The organism is Shouchella rhizosphaerae (genome assembly GCF_036700015.1).
In the GTDB taxonomy this organism is placed as follows: Bacteria; Bacillota; Bacilli; order Bacillales; family Bacillaceae_D; genus Shouchella; species Shouchella rhizosphaerae.
In genome coordinates this window covers 3,689,549-3,706,683 of sequence record NZ_CP144921.1, presented here as the reverse complement: position 1 = coordinate 3,706,683, position 17,135 = coordinate 3,689,549, and the positions used below count along the sequence as shown (strand labels likewise).

Here is a 17,135-nt window from a genome sequence, read left to right as displayed (position 1 = left end):
AATCCATGTTCGTTTGGCTACTCGCTTGTTGGCGTTTGCCTAATTTTGTCTTGTGGATGGACAATGCTTGGCCTCCACCTGAGTGTTGGCACAGAAGCCCTGCACAATACTTGGTATAATGCCGGCGGGTCAAACGGCAAAAATGGCCATAAGTAAGGGCGCTGCAAAGGGGCAAGGCGCACAAGTGAGAAAAACAGCAGTGTCATTGCGACGACGAAGCCCATTCCGTCCAAAAAGATGACTGATAAAATTAAGCCGTAGCGTGCTATCCGAAGCGCTACACCGAGCTCATAGCTTGGGGTGGCAAACATGCCGATTGCACCAAGCGAAACATAGAGAATCACTTCTGACGTAAAATAACCAACTTCAATCGCGATTTCGCCAATCAGCAAAGCGGCGACTAGCCCTAGTGCAGTCGCTAATGGCGAAGGCGTATGGATAGCGGCCATCCGCAACAATTCAATGCCAGCTTCGGCAAAAATAACTTGCAGTGCAATTGGAATGTTTTTATTTTCATTGACGCCGATAAAATCAAGAGCGGGGGGCACCATTTCTTGATTGATGGCGAGAAGCAACCAAAACGGCACAATTAAAAGGGAAAACAAAATGCCGATTAGACGCATCCAGCGCAGGAACGTCCCCACTGCTGGAGCCTGCCTGTATTCTTCCGCATGCTGAACGTGGTGAAAAATCGTCGCCGGCGTTATGACCACAGACGGCGATGTGTCGACAATGATGACGACATGCCCTTCTAAAATATGGGTAGCGGCTACATCAGGCCGTTCAGTATAACGCACTAAAGGAAAAGGGTTAAGCCCTTGTTTGACAATGTATTCCTCGACGACTTTGTCTGCCATTGTCAAGCCGTCGATGTTGATCGCTTTTAATTCTTTTTTAATGATTTTAATAAAGCCTGGGTCGACAATTCCATCAATATAACAAAGGCAAATATCGGTTTTGGAGCGGACGCCAACTTGCATGATTTCTTGCCGAAGCCGCTCGTCCCGAATGCGGCGCCTGGTCAACCCTGTGTTAAAGATAATATTTTCCGTATAGCCATCCCGTGCACCGCGGACAACACGCTCTGTATCCGGCTCTTCGGGGCCCCTTCCTGGATAGGAACGGACATCGGCCACAAGTGCTTTTGCCTCGCCGTCAACAATGACGAAGATTAACCCTGACAGCACTTGCGTAATGGCGCGGTCCATTGACTCCGTTTCTTCCACTTGGATATGGGCCAAATGATTTTTAATCGTGACAAACGGTTGTTCGACGCGGCGTAACCTGCCTTCAACTTCCATGAGCTCGCGTAAAATTTCAATGATATATAAATTGTCGACAAGACCTGTCAAATAATAAATGCCGACTTCTCTATTAAAAATATTTAGCTTGCGAACGCCAACGTCAAAGGATTGATCAAGGCCGAGCCGTTGCTTTAATATCGCTTCATTCTCAGAAAAGTCATGGCTAAAGTTCATCGGTTTCCTCGGGGACTTCACGGTATCCACTCCTTTCTAAAATCATTTCTAGCGCTTGCCTCGTCACAGGCGCTCCGCGTTTAACATCATCAAAGCGTGCCATCTTGCCAATATCGCCGATGCCGACTATATAAGGAATTTGCAGTTCATCAAGAATAGAAACGGTATCGCCATAAATACGCCCGATTTCGAGGTCAGGCACCCCTTCTTTATCGACCCCGTACCCAGTCAATTCACCTGTTCGGTCAACAGACACATCGACATGGGCCCACTCTTTTGCATGTGTTTTTGAAGCAACCGCTACTGCCCCGATGATATCGATCTGGTCGTGGCTCGCAAGATAGCGCATCGCTTCTTCTCCCGGGCCATTATCACGCCAGCCACAATCATCAAACATCACTAAAATTGGTACGTCGGGGGCAGACAAGATCAACGTAGCAAGCTGTTCGCCCGCTAACGTCGAAGGATTGCCAGATGAAGCGCTAATGCATCGGCAACCAAGCTCTGCCGAGAGGAACTCAAGGACTTTTTTAGCTGCTAAATCGCCGTCTGTCACAAAAATAACTTTCCTCTTCATCCTGTCGAACCCCTAGGCTTGAAAAACAAGGCCGCTGCCACGCTAAACAAGATCGAAAACACAATCGTGGTTGAGGCAATTTCAAACACTCCGTCTGTAATCTTAAACAAACCCTTTGCCCCTTCTTCCATCGCCCCATGAACAAGTGAATAACCAAACCCGGTTAAAGGGACGGTAGCGCCTGCTCCAGCAAGCTCAACCAAATGCTCGTACAAATGAAAGCCGTCAAGGACGATTCCTACTATTGCCATCACGACGAGCATTTGAACAGGGGTCAGCTTTGCGGCGTCAAGCAAAACCTGACCGATTAAACAAATGGCTCCACCGACTAAAAACGCCCATAAAAACTCCATTTGCTAACTCCTCCTTTCCAGGACAATTGCATGGGCAATTGCTGGGATCGATTGCTTTTGCAAAACGGTCATCGAGCTTAAAAGGGCCCCAGTGGCAACGACAAGGACACGTTTTAGTTCCCCAGCGAGAAGGCGATGGTAAATATGCCCATATACAACAGATGCGGAACAACCTGCGCCACTCCCCCCGGCTAGCACTTGTTGCTCAGAGTGGTACATCATAACGCCACAATCCTCATAACGCCCGGTTATATAAATGCCTTGCTCTCGCAATAGTTTACGGTAAATTTCACTTCCAGATATCGCTAAATCACCTGTCACAATTAAATCAAAGTCACTTACTTGCTGATTCGTTTTGTGCAAATGACCGATTGTCACCTCTGCTGCAGCTGGTGCCATCGCTGCCCCTAAACTCATCGGATCAGTGATGCCCAGGTCTTGGACACGGCCAATCGTTGCTTCCGTTAATTGAATTTCCGTGCGCTTCTTCCCCAGTAGAACAGCGCCTGCTCCAGTTACAGTTGTCTGAGCCGTTTCTGGTTTTTGGACTGCAAATTCAGTCGGATAGCGGAATTGCTTTTCACAGGCGCCGTAATGGCTGCTTGCCGCTGCGAGCACCAAATCAGCTAACCCGCTAGACACCCATACGCCGCTAATGATTAGCGTTTCAACAGAGGTGGCGCATGCTGAATATGTACCGATGTATGGCAATTGCAAATCACGGGCGACAAAACTAGAAGCAGTCGTCTGGTTGCTTAAATCTCCGGCAACAAACAAATCAACAGAGTCTATCGATAAATGGTTTTTGGTTAAACATTGTTTAATCGCTTGTTTCATCAATGCACGTTCTGCCATTTCCCAACTTTTTTCATCACAATAAATATCCGTGTATCGGTAATCAAAAGAGCCAGCCAGCGGCCCTGCTCCTTCTTTTGGGCCGACTGCCGTGCCGCTCGATTGGATATACACTGGATTTGAGAATGTCATTGTCCGATGTGAAAGGCCCATAGTTTCCCTCTTTTCTAGTGTAAAATCATGCGGATCAACAGTCTGGAAAAACTGACGAGGTAGGCAGTACTGATGCCGAAAACAAGCACCGGGCCAATAAGCCGAAATAAATTGGAGCCTACGCCCGTTAATAACCCTTCTGTCCGATGTTCAAGGGCTGTAGCAGCCATGGCATTGGCGAACCCTGTAATCGGGACAAGTAGTCCTGCGCCGAACAGTTGTGCCCCTTTGCGATAAAAGCCCATGCCTGTTGCTAAAACGGCAATGGCAATCAACGTGATAAGCATATAGCTCGTTGCCGTTTCATCGGATAATTGGAACAAAGCATGATACCCTCGGAAAATTAGTTGACCGATTACACAAATGAGCCCACCTGAAAAAAAAGCCAGAGACCCATGTTTTAGATAGCGGCTTTTCGGTTTATACAAGACAATATTCTCTTTGTACTCTTCTTGTTTATTCGCATTCACAATGGATGGCTCCTTCATTCGCTCTCCTGTTAGTATGTATCGAATCAACCTATTCATGCGTAGAAACAAAAAAAGCCACATGCTTTCACGATTTGACAGCATGTGATATGACAGTATATAAAATAAACTATTCGAAACATTTAGTGTTGACAATGATTTTAGTCAACGGTATACTTGCGGTAACATCTTCGCTCTGCTTCCTCAGGTGGGTCTTCCTCAAACATTTTTCCTCCAGCCTTTTTCTTACTGTTCAAAGCTTGCCACCTGGATTGTCTGTACCATACTTACACATTCCTCTACATAGGCCCCTAGACAAAAAAGAAAGCAAGCTCCTAAACTTCTGAGCTTGCTTTTTTAAGTGGCGTCTGACATTGTTTCTTTCATTTGTTCCAATATTTTTTTCTCTAGCCGAGAAACTTGCACTTGCGAAATGCCTAGGCGTTCAGCCACTTCTGATTGTGTTTGATCCTTATAATAACGCAAGTATACTATCAGCCGCTCCCTTTCGCCAAGGTCGCAAATGGCTTCTTTTAAAGCAATCTTGTCAAACCACTTGACTTGTGAGTGGTCGGCAATTTGATCTAGCAGTGTAATCGGGTCGCCATCATTTTCATAGACCGTTTCATGGATTGAAGACAAGCTCCGGTTGGCATCTCCAGCAAATACAATTTCCTCAGGCGTCACGCCTAAATGTTCGGCAATCTCATTAATGGTCGGCGCCCGGCGCAGCGTTTTCGTCAGCTCGTCTTTTGCTTTGCGAATTTTATTGCTTAATTCTTTAATGGACCGGCTTACTTTCACCGTACCATCATCCCGCAAAAAACGTTGGATTTCCCCAATAATCATTGGCACAGCATACGTGGAGAATTTCACATCATAGGAAAGGTCAAATTTGTCGACAGACTTAATCAAACCAATGCAGCCAATTTGAAAAAGGTCGTCTGCCTCATAACCGCGATTCAAAAAACGTTGGACGACTGACCAGACGAGACGTGTGTTATGGTTGACGATCGAATCCCGTGCTTCTGTGTCGCCTTCCTGGCTTTTTGCAATCAGCTCTTTCACTTGTTTATCGGATAGTGGCTTTTTTTTGCCGCCGTTTTTCACCTCTGCACTCATAAGCAAGACCCCTTATCTGCACATTGCTTTCGTCGTGGTCAGCTGTTTTTTCACGTAAACGGTTGTCCCAATCATTGGTTCGGAGATTACTTTCAACTCTTGGCAAAAATTTTCCATAATCGTGAAGCCCATTCCAGAGCGCTCTAGTTCCGGTTTCGAGGTATAAAGCGGCTGTCTTGCTTCATCCAAGTCTGATATGCCTACCCCTTCGTCGCGGATAATGAGTTCGAGTTCACGATCCTTCAGTTCAGCTGTAATATAAACTTGCCCATTTGGATCATTTTCGTAGCCATGGATAATCGCATTGGTGACCGCCTCTGAGACAATCGTCTTGATTTCCGTCAATTCCTCCATCGTCGGATCGAGTTGGGCAATAAAGGCACTGACTGTCACTCGGGCAAAAGATTCATTTTCACTTAAAGCCGAAAACGCTAAATTCATTTTATTGGCCACTTTATGCCACCCCCAATTTTTGCAATGCGAATCGTTCGCTTTCTTCCAACCGGATAATTTTAAAAAGGCCCGACATCTCAAACAACCGCTCAATCGTTGGCGAAATCGCGCATACGACCATTTCGCCGCCATTTGCCTTAATTTGCTTATACCTGCCCAGTATAACGCCAAGCCCCGAACTGTCCATAAAAGACAGCTCAGCCAAATTCAACACAATATGCTGGATGTTTTCTAGCCGTGCTTCTATTTGGCTGCGCAATTCTTTGGCAGAATGATGGTCCAATTCCCCTTCAAGCCGAACCAACAACACATGCTCCTTTTGCTCCAATCCGATTTTCAAGTTCACAAACTGCACCTCCGTCGTTTTGCTAGTAATTCATTCGCCTGCAAAATGACAGATTCCTTGTACATGACAAAACTAGTGGCAAAGTTTGCTTTTCCTTTGTGATTAGCTATTTTCCAGCAAATGATGACAACATCCGTTTAAACAGCGTCCACCACGAAGCGTTTTCTACATCTTCAGCTGCCACAAGGTCTGTTCTTGAAAGTGTTTCGCCATCTCTTACAATAATTAGCTGGCCAACTGCATCCCCTTTTGTGACAGGTGCTTCCACGTTTTCAAATAGCTCGATTTTCGTCTCAATTTCCTCAAGCTTCGTGCCTTTTTTCAACAACAATGAAACGGGCTCAGGCGTGATGGCTTGTACATGCCTATCCTTGCCTTTTATAACCGGGACTTCCCCAATAAGGTCTCCTCGCTCATGCAACCGCTCCGTTGAATAGTGGCTATATGAATAGTCAAGCATGTTCGTTATTGTAGCATTGCGCTCTTTCGGCGTTTTCGCCCCCATAACGACGGCAATAACACGCATCCCGTTCTTCTCTGCTGTGGCTGTCAACCCATACTTTGCCTCTTGTGTAAACCCAGTTTTCAAGCCGTCGACTCCAGGGTAAAACTTGACGAGCTTATTCGTGTTTACGAGCCAAAACTCCTTATCGGTACCTTTTCGTAAATAATCTTCGTATATCCCTGTATACGAAGTGATGTTTTCATATTTAAGCAACTCTTTCGCCATAACAGCTAAATCATGTGCAGAAGAGTAATGGTCCGCTTCAGGCAAGCCATTCGGATTTTGAAACTGTGTATTTTCCAAACCAAGCTCTGCCGCTTTTGCATTCATCATTTTTACAAACTCTTGTTCTGTGCCGCCAATATGTTCAGCCATCGCTACCGCTGCATCATTCCCAGAAGCAATGGCAATGGCTTTCAATAAGTCATCCACACTCATTTCTTCCCCAGGTTCTAAAAAGACTTGCGATCCGCCCATGGAAGCAGCGTTCTCGCTAACGGTCACCATATCCTCATACTTAATCGTGCCTTCTTCAATTGCTTCCATAATAAGCAGCATGGTCATGATTTTCGTCATGCTAGCCGGGGGAAGCATGTTGTCGCTGTCTTTTTCAAACAATACTTCGCCTGTATCCCGTTCGATTAATATCGCGGACGCGGCATTTTCAGCTAACTGAGGCAGTTCCTTTTCTTTTGCAAAGGCTGCTTCACCAGCGTATGCAAACAACAAAACAAACAGGAGCATCGATACGTTCCATTTTCTTTTCATGTTTTTCCCTCCACTAGGCCGTCATCATAAAAAAACTATTTGCTAGTGTCTCCATTTACTGGAAAGGTTATACATTTGCCCAAACAATATTTAAAACGCTGACTCCGTTCCCGTTTTTGCCGAACCATCTTGAAAAGGAACAAAAAAGCAAGTCAAGCCATTGGCTTAACTTGCTTCGGGCAAATGCAACAGCTCGGGGACCGTTACAAATGTATAGCCTTTTTCTTTCAACCATTCAATTTCTGCCGGCAGATCATCAAACAGTTGGTAGCTTGTAGCCGTGCCGTCATGATGAAGGATGATTCCACCAGAATGGGCATCGTCGACTACATTCATCGCAATCGAAAATGGCAGTTGGTATTGCCAATCTAAGGAATCAATGCTCCAACCAATTAGGTGGTAACTTTTTCTTGTGAGTGTTTTGACAACCATGTCATTCACGCTCCCATAGGGGGCCCTCACCAAATGGGTAGTGACGCCAGTTGCTTCTTCAATGACCGCTTGTGTCTGTTCCACTTCGTCTAGCACCTCGCTTTGTTCAAGCTTGGTCAACTCTTGATGGGTAAAGCTGTGATTGCCGATGCTATGCCCTTCTGCCACCATTCGTTTTAAGAGCGACGGATGTTGCTTTGCTTTATAACCTAGTACAAAAAAAGTGGCTTTGATATTTTCTTCCTTTAATAAATCAAGTAGACGTTCTGTGTAAACGGGATCAGGGCCATCGTCAAATGTTAACGCGAGCCTTTTTTCGTCATTTGGCCCTTGAAATTGAATTTTTTCACGTTCGATCTGTGTAAGGGCAGTCGTTTGCACAAGCGCTGGGCCATCCCTTTCAATCGCTTGATAAGAAAGGGCATCGCTAAATCTTCCGCCAAAAAGAAGTGAACTAACGCCAAGAAACAGAACAACGGTTAGCCATTTCTTGTTCACGTGAAAAACCCCTCTCAACTAGTCGATCTTCCTAGTATGAGAGGAGAATAAATCATTTATGCACAGGCGATTAAACAAACCCCCAGTAAAACCATCCCATTGCGATTGTTAAGGCAGCAAGCACAACGGTCTCAAGCCAGCTTCCAGTACGAATCCGAGCAATGCGGACACGGATGTTGGCGGGGTAAAAAAAACGAATTCCCCGTACTGTTAAAGCATCGAGCAAATAATGAGAAGCGATCCCTATTAACACGCCTGTTTGCACAGCCTCGTTGTCCGGAAACAGCCAGCGCAAGACAATGCTTGCTAGCAGCAGGAACAGCAAACTATGGGTAAATGTGCGATGGCCAAAAATAGTCGCAATCGTTTTCGACAATACCGGGAATCTTCTGCCGATTTTAGAATGGGTGTGGCATATATCAGGCAAGATGGCACCGACAAGCCCAGCTGCATAGTAGGCCCACCCATGGGCTCCTGCAAAAACGATTGTGTCCATCGCTTGGCATGCTACTACGCCGCCAATCATATGGGTTTTTCCTGTCATCATTGACTCCTTTATGTATTGGTTGCATCAAGTGCTCCTCCATCATAACACACATACGTTCGCTTATCACGCTCATTTACATAATTCGTGACGCAACCCGACGATTGTACTAAACTAATCGTAGGAAACTCTTCAGGAGGGATCATGTTGCCTTACATAATCAGTCTACTCACAGCCATTCTTCTTACTAGTTTTGCTTACTTTCTTGGCGATTTCTTCTTGGAGCAAGCTCTAGCAATCTGGCATCCCCTTTTCATTGGAGCTAGTGTTGTCGTGTTAGGAGCAGTGGTTGAAAAGCTCCGTTCGCCGATGTGGCTCATTATCGTCACTCCGTTTCCCGTCGGCATGACGCTGCTATTTTTGTTCTTAAGAAGCACATGGCCGGTGTGGTTGCTCACCTATGTGTTGACACTGGCTTTTTATATCATCATCCATATGATAGCAAGCTCCCTTTTCCGTTTCCATTCCCTTATTCCAGCTTGGAAGCTCTCGAAAACCGCATAATAAAAAGAGAGGGCTTGTCTCTTGTTACAAAGCCCTCTCCCATTCCTTGGCATCCATTGGAACTGTATAATTCAGAATTCCTTTTCAATCATGGGGCGACGCGTCGATCTACCGCCTCGACTGATCCCCCTTTTCCATCAATCTGGTGTGCACACTAAAATGTTTGAATTCCCTGTTGTTCATGGTTTTCATCAAAAATCATTAACTGGCTTGGCCGGTTGGCTTCAGCCAACTTCATGCCTGCTTCAATTGCTTTTGATTGCTTGTCAAACTCTTCATAAGGAGCGACGTCTTCTATTTTTAATAACCATGTAGTCGCGTCCTTATTTGGAACAACTGTATACTTTTTCACCCTTACCGGCTCCTTTCTCCCTTTCAACTATGGCTGTCGTGTATAGTGAACCATACCCGGGAACCAACCCCATTAAACGTTAAACAGCCGCAGGCTTCTTAATGAAGAAAGATAGTAGTAAGCCGATAAAACTTAACACGGTCGCTACGATAAAGGCGTTGTTGACTCCTTGGATCATTGCTTCATTGGTGTGAAGCGATGCGGATGCCGTCATAATCGTTACAAGAATAGCTGTACCGATTGAGCCAGTTACTTGCCGCATCGTATTATTCATCGCTGTTCCATGTGGAATAAGCTCGCGTGGCAGTACGTTAAGTCCTGCGGTTGTTACCGGCATCATCACTAACGAAAGCCCGAGCATGCGAACTGCATAAACGACTGTTAAATAAACTAGACTTGTTGACTCGCTTAAATTCGTATATAAAAGTGATGTGACAACAAGTAGGGCGATGCCTATGATGGACAAAGACCTTGCCCCAATCCGATCAAAAATACGGCCAGTAATCGGCGACATTAACCCCATTAAAACAGCACCAGGGAGAATCGTCAGTCCTGTTTCTAAGGCGGAATGGCCTTGCATATTTTGAATAAAGAGTGGCAAAATCGTTGCCGGGCCCACAAGCGAGACAAAAACGAGCATGCCGATTCCAGTCGTCAATGTAAACAGCGGGTATTTAAAGACACGGAACTCCAGTATAGGATGTTCTAACAAAAGCTGCCTCTTGATAAACATCACGAGTGCACAAATGCCGATTGCAAGTGGAATAAATACAAGTGGACTCGTCCAACTAGCTTGCCCAGCATTTGAAAAACCGAATAACAGACCGCCAAATCCAAGCGTTGATAGGATAATCGATAAAAGATCAAGTTTTGGCGAACGCAATTCTGTCACATTGCGGATGACAAAAATGGCGGCAATGATATCAACGACAACGACAGGAATCAAAATCCAGAATAAGATCGTCCATGGAAACATTTCGACTAGCCAGCCAGACAATGTTGGACCAATAGCTGGGGCAAAGGAAATGACAAGTCCAACCATCCCCATTGCTGCTCCGCGTTTTTCAACTGGGAAAATTAATAAAAAGACCGTTTGCATAAGTGGCATCATAATGCCTGCTCCTGCTGCTTGAATGACACGGCCACCCATAAGAACAGCAAAGGAAGGAGCAAGAGCGCAAATGAGCGTACCGATGCCGAAAAGCGACATTGCTGTTAAAAACAAGAAACGGGTTCTGAATTTCTCAATTAAAAAAGCGCTAATAGGAATCATAATGCCATTAACAAGCATGAAAATCGTCGTCACCCATTGAGCTTTGTTTTCATTAATTTGCAAATCAACCATTAAGTGTGGCAATGCAGTTGTCAGCAATGTTTGATTTAAAATGGCGATAAATGCGCCTACTAGCATAACCGCCACAAGCGGCTTTTTATTAAACGTTGACTCTTCTGTTTGTGTAGACTCCATTTTTTACCCTTCTTTATCATTCAATTTAAAACGTCGGTAATAAACATTGTTTTACTGAGGACGAACGAAATGGACGTGCGAGGGGAACTGCTTTTATGTAATGGCATATTTGGACGGCAGACAGCTTTTTACCCATTGATTATAGCGACGATTTTCTTCGTTTGTCAAAACATTTGTTTCGCCTCACGAATTTTTACACATTAAAAACCCTGCTCCATGGGTAGTGAAGCAGGGTTTTGTTTTTTATACCGCAGATTCATTTACTTCTCTGACGATTTCGTGTGCTTTTAACTTAGCCAAATTCTTTTTTAAGATGGCCACGTCCGCCGTCGAACATTGTTTGACAAACGCTGTCGTTTGGTCTGGTGAGCCAACAACATGAATCGTTTGCCAATTTCGCTTTCTAGCTTGTTTCTCGATTTTATTGGCAATCTTTTTAAACCAGCGTTGCTGGTTGGCATCAAATCGATTTGCGTACGACTCGCGATGAAGGGCAGCCCCCGTCTCGCCTTCAGGGCGTGCGCCAATATATTCTTTCCAATCTTCTGCTTCTACATCCCAAGCATAATGCAATTCATCGTTTACTTCCCCTAAACTTGTCTCAACTGCTAAGACATCTGTTTTCTGGATCATCACAATGCCAGAAAGAGGGTATTTTGCTTCTAAGTTCTCAAGTTGATCGACTACAGGGTAGTGCTCCCACCTAAAATCATTTTCTACCGGGACTTGTAGCTTCTTCACATACAGGTCACCGCTTGCAGAACCGATAAAAACGATGCTTTTCGGCAGGTTAGGCGATAATTCTTTAATGTTTTTTTCGGCAAGCTTTTTCAGTCTCTTAAAACTTTTGAGTTCCGCGTCATTCTCACTAGCTTCCAGGTATTCTTCCAGTTTTTTTAGCCCATTTTTCAAACGGATCTTCCACTCACCTTTTTGCTGATCCGTACTGGACAAGGACGTGCGCAAGTAAATTGAAAGACAGCCGTCATCGCAATGGATTTGTTTGAACCGCTCGATATCTTTTGCTAGTGACAATGGGTCACCCTCCTTTTATTCTGCTTTCGCAGTCAGCTTCACTTGGATGTTACCACGTGTTGCTTTTGAATAAGGGCAAAACTCATGTGCTTTTTCGACAAGTTCCTGTGCTTCTTCCTCCGATACGCCTTTGACTACGACTTCAAGTTCAGCGCCTATTTGAAACCCTCCGTCAGACGGGTCTTTAACGAGAGAGATATGGGCGGTTGTGGTCGAGTCAATTTCTTTTTTCGCTTTCTCTGCCATTAAATTCAATGCGCCGTCAAAACAGGAAGCATACCCAGCCGCAAACAACTGCTCTGGATTTGAGCCTTCCTTTTTCGAACCTGGTTTGACAAGGTCTAAATCAATGGTTGCATCATCTGATTTTACATGCCCTTCACGTCCGCCTTGTGCTGTTGCGGATGATGTGTAAACAATGTCTGCCACCTATATGCACCCCTTTTCATCTGCTTTATGAATGGTATACACGTTTATGCTGTCATTTAAACATCAAATTTTGCTAAACCTCATTATTTATAGCAGTGAAAGGCGCCTCTTTAGGTGTTAGTTAATCTATTCGCTGCGGGTATGCTTCATGACAAAATGAGGAACATTTTAGCGAACTATTGGCCGTAGATTTCTTTATAAATAAGCGTTGGTTGTTCCACCTTCTCATCGACAATGTGATAAGCCTGTTCTACAAGCTTTCTTGCTTCCTCTATCCCTTGTTCGTTGGCAAAAAGGGTTGCAAGCGTTTCCCCTTCCTCTACGTAATCGCCTGTTTTCTTTTCAAGCACAAGGCCGACAGCTAAATCAATTTGGTCTTCTTTGGTTGCCCTTCCTGCGCCAAGCTGCATGGCGGCTGTGCCAATTTTATCGGCTGCAATTTCTTTAATATAGCCTGCTTTTTGAGCTGAGACAGCGATTTGCTCGGATGCTTGAGGCATTTGTGCTGGATTTTCTACGACCGATGGGTCACCGCCTTGTGAAGCGATAAATGCTTTCAGCTTCTCCAACGCGTCACCGTTTTGAATCGCCTCTTCAAGAAGTTGCCGCGCCGCTTGAACAGACTCTGCTCGTTTAGCCAAATAAACCATATGGCTGCCTAATACAAGACAAAGCTCCCGGACATCAGCTGGGCCTTCGCCTTTCAAAACAGCAAAAGCTTCTTTCACTTCTAGCGCATTGCCGACTGCCCTTCCTAAAGGTTGGCTCATGTCGGAAATGACTGCCATCGTCTCACGGCCAACGCTCGAACCAATTTCCACCATGGCTTCGGCAAGCTCAACGGCATGGTCCAACGTCTTCATAAAAGCGCCCGATCCGCATTTCACGTCTAGTACAATCGCATCAGCACCTGAAGCAATTTTCTTACTCATAATCGAGCTTGCGATTAACGGGGTTGAGTTGACTGTGCCAGTGACATCGCGTAAGCTATAAAGCTTTTTGTCGGCAGGCGTTAAATTGCCCGTTTGGCCTGCGAGGGCAAGACGTTGTTCATTCACCTGCTTCAGAAACGTATCTGTATCCATTTCAACAGAAAAACCGGGAATGGCTTCGAGCTTATCAATCGTACCGCCAGTATGGCCGAGCCCCCTTCCTGACATTTTCGCAACTGGAACGCCAACAGAAGCAACGAGTGGAGCAAGCGCGATCGTCGTTTTATCGCCTACACCTCCTGTAGAATGCTTATCAACTTTTACTCCTTTGATCGCGCTCAAATCAATCATATCCCCTGATTCCGCCATTGACAGCGTCAGCTCTGCCCGTTCTTCTTTGTTCATGTCCTTAAAGTAAATCGCCATTGACAGCGCTGCCATTTGGTAATCAGGAATGGTGCCGTTTGTATACCCATCAATGACCCAGCGGATTTCTTCCTTTGTCAGAGCTTCGCCATCACGCTTTTTATCGATTAGATCGACCATTCTCATCGCTCATTCTCCCTCCAACGGCAAAGAAAAGCAGCTGCTGTTTCCTTGCCATAATTTTTTGCTAGCCTGCCCTGCTTAAGATCTGACTTTTTTAACTGAATAACCTTTTACTCAGGCTTTAGTTCTGCTAAAAAGCTCGTTCCGTTGCTAGGCCGTTCCACTTGAAAATTGTCGGCTACGGTTGCCCCTATGTCAGCAAATGTGCGGCGTTTCCCAAGATTGACTGGTTTTATCCCTTTATTGTACACGAGCAATGGCACGTATTCCCTTGTATGGTCCGTACCTGTATGGGTAGGGTCATTGCCGTGATCGGCTGTAACAATCAGCAAGTCTTCGTCTCCTAATTGGGGCAAGATTTCCCCAAGTCGTTGATCAAATGCCATAATGGCCTCTCCATACCCGATCACATCGCGTCTATGGCCATAAAGTGCATCAAAATCGACTAAATTTAAAAAACAAAGCCCTTCGAAAGACGTATTTATTTGTTCTGCTAGCTTGTCCATGCCATCCTCATTTGAAGTGGTGCGGACTGCTTTTGTCACGCCTTCCCCATCATATATGTCAGAAATTTTGCCTAATGCGATGGAAGCAAGCCCTGCATCTTCAAGCGTATTCATCACTGTGCGCCCAAATGGCTTTAATGCATAATCATGGCGGTTTGCTGTCCGCTTCCACTTGCCTGGTTCGCCAACGAACGGCCTTGCAATCACACGGCCGACCATATACTCTGGAGCTAATGTCAACTTACGAGCTTTCTCGCAAATGTCATAAAGCTCTTCCAAAGGCACGACTTCTTCATGGGCGGCAATTTGCAAAACTGAATCAGCTGACGTATAGACAATTAAATCACCTGTTTTCACATGCTCTTCGCCTAACTCATCTAAAATCTCTGTACCGGATGCGACCTTATTGCCAATCATGCCCCGTCCTGTTTCGCTTTTGAGTTGCTCAAGGAGCTCCGTCGGAAAGCCATCTGGAAACACTTGGAATGGTTTAGTAATATGTAAGCCCATTATTTCCCAATGACCTGTCATTGTATCTTTACCTAAGGACGCTTCTTGCATAATTCCATAGCTTGCCAGTGGAGTTGAGACATTTTCCACCCCTTTTAAAGGAGCAATTTTTCCAAGGCCAAGCTTTTCTAGCTCAGGCACATGTAGGCCATTAAAAGCCTCTGCAATGGAACCGAGCGTGTTCGCTCCTTCATCGCCGAACTCTTTAGCATCTGGCGCTTCGCCAATCCCGACTGAATCCATGACAATTAAAAAAATCCGTTCAAATCGTTTCTTCATAATTTCCCTTCTCTCGACTGTATTCAACCTTTAGCTTCCCATCTGCTCTTGCCCGTTATCTCGGATATCACAATAATTTCCATTCAGGCTTAAGCGCGAGGATGGTAGCGAGAATAAACATCTTTCATGCGCGTTTTAGTTACATGTGTATATATTTGGGTTGTCGATAAATCGGCATGGCCGAGCATTTCTTGGACAGAACGCAAGTCAGCCCCATTTTCAAGCAAATGCGTTGCAAACGAATGGCGAAGCGTATGTGGGCTAAAATCTTTTTCTATGTTCGCCGTTTTTGCTAGTTGCTTCATGATTTTCCAAAACCCTTGCCTGCTAATGGGGCGGCCATGGTGATTGACAAACAATTTATCATGCCGTTCATGCTTAAGCAACGCACCCCTGCCCCGCTCTAAATAGGTGTTTAACGCTTTGGTCGCTTCTTTGCCCAAAGGCACGATCCGCTCTTTATTCCCTTTGCCGATGACACGGACAAACCCCATGGACAAGTGGACGTCATCAAGCCCAAGAGAAATCAATTCTGTGACACGCATGCCAGATGCATAGAGAAGCTCTAGCATCGCTTTATTGCGCACACCAAACGGCGTAGATGAATCTGGTGCAGCTAGCAGTGCATCCACTTCCTCAATGGAAAGGACACCTGGCAGTTTTTTATCAATGCGCGGCGTCTCGATCCATAATGTCGGGTCATGGTCTGTCCATTTTTCACGGTACAAAAACTGATGCAACGCTCGAAGCGTTGTGACGTTCCTTGCAATCGTCGCTGAAGACTTGCCTGTTTCCTTTAGCGTGAATAAATAATGCTGCAACGTCGACCTGTCCACTTTGGCAAATTGATCGATCCCTCGTTTCTTTAAATAGGCGCCATATTGCTTTAAGTCCCTAGCATACGACTCAATTGTATTTGGCGACAGCCCTTTTTCTACTTTAATAAAATGGATAAACTCTTGAATATCGTGTTCCATTGCCATGAGGAATTTGCTCCTTTAACCGCTTATTCTCCCATCCATAAGAACCTTTTTATCCGCTCGTCGATTGATAAGTCTGATTCGCCAACATTCATGCTCATTACTTTTAACGCTTTTCCTTCAGGCTCATCATACTTATGGTACTCGCTAAATTCATGGCTCACCCATAGAATACCATAATAAAAGATAGTCGTGCACAACGTAAACAGGATCGCCGCCTTCGCCATCTGCAATAAGGACTTTGCCATCTCATCACTCCATTATTCGGTCGTTATACTATTAACCTATGCCGGTTTTGCCTCATTCTATACGTACAAACGTGATTTATCACACGTTCATAGACATAGAAAGGCGGTTCAGAGGGCATCGTCCCATTAGAGAACACGAAAAAAGGCCAACCGACAGGGACAATACCCGCGCGCCGATTGACCGATTAAACGGAAGCCTCTATGTACTGGGCTCCATTAGCAGAAAATCCTTTTTTACATTTGCTCATTTAATTGTTTGCTGCCTTGGCTATGCTGTTCTTGACTAGGCTGTTCTTGACAACGATAGCATATTCCGTGGAACGTTAAGCGATGATCTTTAATTTTAAAGGAAAAATCTCGTTCTACCACCGCTTCGACATCACCAAGCAAATCCTCAGTAATTTCATCAACTGCGCCACACTCAATGCAAACAAGATGGTGGTGAAAATGATTGGCTCCCTCTTTGCGCAAATCAAAACGGGAAACGCCATCGCCGAAGTTGATTTTGTCAACCACATTGAGTTCTGTCAATAGTTCTAGTGTACGGTAAACCGTCGCCAAACCAATCTCAGGCGCTTTTTCTTTAACAAGGAGGTAGACGTCCTCAGCACTTAAATGGTCTTCTTCATGTTCAAGTAAAACCATTACTGTCGCTTCACGCTGAGGCGTTAATTTATAGCTCTGAGCATGCATTTGCTTTTTAATCCGCTCTAATCGATTTTCCATAACGGCCTCCTACTCAAAAGCGATCTAAATGTACACTCATTATAAATGAGAAGAGAACAGTTGTCA

The 17,135-nt window shown here is 45.1% G+C and carries 21 protein-coding genes; 1 reads left to right on the top strand and 20 read right to left on the bottom strand.

Annotated elements, in window-relative coordinates:
* Window positions 1-17 precede the first annotated feature (17 nt).
* From V5G21_RS18450 to V5G21_RS18400, 11 genes are all read right to left on the bottom strand, one after another.
* Window positions 18-1,478 (bottom strand): spore germination protein, encoded by a 1,461-nt coding sequence (locus tag V5G21_RS18450; RefSeq protein ID WP_142299189.1) that lies wholly within the window; start codon window positions 1,476-1,478, stop codon window positions 18-20.
* Complete coding sequence (locus V5G21_RS18445; protein ID WP_011246642.1) at window positions 1,468-2,055, bottom strand: stage V sporulation protein AE; 588 nt, start codon at window positions 2,053-2,055, stop codon at window positions 1,468-1,470. Before V5G21_RS18445 ends, V5G21_RS18450 begins: the two co-directional genes overlap by 11 nt.
* Window positions 2,052-2,408: a stage V sporulation protein AE gene (gene spoVAE / locus V5G21_RS18440; RefSeq protein ID WP_011246641.1), complete on the bottom strand. Its 357-nt coding sequence runs from the start codon at window positions 2,406-2,408 to the stop codon at window positions 2,052-2,054. Before spoVAE ends, V5G21_RS18445 begins: the two co-directional genes overlap by 4 nt.
* A 3-nt stretch (window positions 2,409-2,411) precedes the next feature.
* On the bottom strand, window positions 2,412-3,416 hold the full coding sequence (gene spoVAD, locus V5G21_RS18435) for a stage V sporulation protein AD (RefSeq protein WP_011246640.1): 1,005 nt from the start codon (window positions 3,414-3,416) through the stop codon (window positions 2,412-2,414).
* A gap of 14 nt (window positions 3,417-3,430) precedes the next feature.
* On the bottom strand, window positions 3,431-3,904 hold the full coding sequence (gene spoVAC, locus V5G21_RS18430) for a stage V sporulation protein AC (RefSeq protein ID WP_011246639.1): 474 nt from the start codon (window positions 3,902-3,904) through the stop codon (window positions 3,431-3,433).
* Between the two features lie 336 nt (window positions 3,905-4,240).
* Window positions 4,241-5,005 (bottom strand): RNA polymerase sporulation sigma factor SigF, encoded by a 765-nt coding sequence (gene sigF, locus V5G21_RS18425; protein ID WP_011246638.1) that lies wholly within the window; start codon window positions 5,003-5,005, stop codon window positions 4,241-4,243.
* Between the two features lie 12 nt (window positions 5,006-5,017).
* Window positions 5,018-5,458: an anti-sigma F factor gene (gene spoIIAB / locus V5G21_RS18420; protein ID WP_011246637.1), complete on the bottom strand. Its 441-nt coding sequence runs from the start codon at window positions 5,456-5,458 to the stop codon at window positions 5,018-5,020.
* 1 nt (window position 5,459) lies between these two features.
* Entirely contained in the window at window positions 5,460-5,804 is a 345-nt protein-coding gene (spoIIAA, locus tag V5G21_RS18415; RefSeq protein WP_011246636.1) for an anti-sigma F factor antagonist, read from the bottom strand.
* A 106-nt stretch (window positions 5,805-5,910) separates the two neighbouring features.
* Window positions 5,911-7,077 (bottom strand): D-alanyl-D-alanine carboxypeptidase family protein, encoded by a 1,167-nt coding sequence (locus V5G21_RS18410; RefSeq protein WP_011246635.1) that lies wholly within the window; start codon window positions 7,075-7,077, stop codon window positions 5,911-5,913.
* A gap of 165 nt (window positions 7,078-7,242) precedes the next feature.
* Window positions 7,243-8,007 (bottom strand): polysaccharide deacetylase family protein, encoded by a 765-nt coding sequence (locus V5G21_RS18405; protein ID WP_050748968.1) that lies wholly within the window; start codon window positions 8,005-8,007, stop codon window positions 7,243-7,245.
* A 70-nt stretch (window positions 8,008-8,077) separates the two neighbouring features.
* Entirely contained in the window at window positions 8,078-8,551 is a 474-nt protein-coding gene (locus V5G21_RS18400; RefSeq protein WP_035204069.1) for a metal-dependent hydrolase, read from the bottom strand.
* Between the two features lie 144 nt (window positions 8,552-8,695).
* Here V5G21_RS18400 and V5G21_RS18395 point away from each other — a divergent pair, with 144 nt between their 5' ends.
* Window positions 8,696-9,055 (top strand): hypothetical protein, encoded by a 360-nt coding sequence (locus V5G21_RS18395; protein ID WP_011246632.1) that lies wholly within the window; start codon window positions 8,696-8,698, stop codon window positions 9,053-9,055.
* A gap of 154 nt (window positions 9,056-9,209) precedes the next feature.
* On the opposite strand, the gene V5G21_RS18390 is transcribed toward V5G21_RS18395, so the two are convergent.
* From V5G21_RS18390 to V5G21_RS18350, 9 genes are all read right to left on the bottom strand, one after another.
* Window positions 9,210-9,407 carry a DUF2188 domain-containing protein gene (locus V5G21_RS18390; protein ID WP_035204066.1) on the bottom strand — a complete coding sequence of 66 codons (198 nt, stop codon included), beginning with the start codon at window positions 9,405-9,407 and terminating at the stop codon, window positions 9,210-9,212.
* A gap of 79 nt (window positions 9,408-9,486) precedes the next feature.
* On the bottom strand, window positions 9,487-10,875 hold the full coding sequence (locus V5G21_RS18385; RefSeq protein ID WP_011246630.1) for an MDR family MFS transporter: 1,389 nt from the start codon (window positions 10,873-10,875) through the stop codon (window positions 9,487-9,489).
* A gap of 243 nt (window positions 10,876-11,118) precedes the next feature.
* Window positions 11,119-11,910 (bottom strand): VLRF1 family aeRF1-type release factor, encoded by a 792-nt coding sequence (locus V5G21_RS18380; protein WP_070104800.1) that lies wholly within the window; start codon window positions 11,908-11,910, stop codon window positions 11,119-11,121.
* A gap of 15 nt (window positions 11,911-11,925) precedes the next feature.
* On the bottom strand, window positions 11,926-12,339 hold the full coding sequence (locus V5G21_RS18375) for an organic hydroperoxide resistance protein (RefSeq protein ID WP_011246628.1): 414 nt from the start codon (window positions 12,337-12,339) through the stop codon (window positions 11,926-11,928).
* Window positions 12,340-12,515: 176 nt separating this feature from the next.
* Window positions 12,516-13,823, bottom strand: coding sequence for a pyrimidine-nucleoside phosphorylase (locus tag V5G21_RS18370; RefSeq protein ID WP_035204064.1), 1,308 nt, complete (start codon window positions 13,821-13,823; stop codon window positions 12,516-12,518).
* Between the two features lie 107 nt (window positions 13,824-13,930).
* Entirely contained in the window at window positions 13,931-15,115 is a 1,185-nt protein-coding gene (deoB, locus tag V5G21_RS18365) for a phosphopentomutase (RefSeq protein WP_035204062.1), read from the bottom strand.
* Window positions 15,116-15,204: 89 nt separating this feature from the next.
* Window positions 15,205-16,092: a site-specific tyrosine recombinase XerD gene (xerD, locus tag V5G21_RS18360; protein ID WP_035204243.1), complete on the bottom strand. Its 888-nt coding sequence runs from the start codon at window positions 16,090-16,092 to the stop codon at window positions 15,205-15,207.
* A gap of 29 nt (window positions 16,093-16,121) precedes the next feature.
* Window positions 16,122-16,343 (bottom strand): YqzK family protein, encoded by a 222-nt coding sequence (locus tag V5G21_RS18355; RefSeq protein ID WP_011246624.1) that lies wholly within the window; start codon window positions 16,341-16,343, stop codon window positions 16,122-16,124.
* A gap of 234 nt (window positions 16,344-16,577) precedes the next feature.
* On the bottom strand, window positions 16,578-17,069 hold the full coding sequence (locus V5G21_RS18350) for a Fur family transcriptional regulator (RefSeq protein ID WP_011246623.1): 492 nt from the start codon (window positions 17,067-17,069) through the stop codon (window positions 16,578-16,580).
* Window positions 17,070-17,135: the final 66 nt, after the last annotated feature.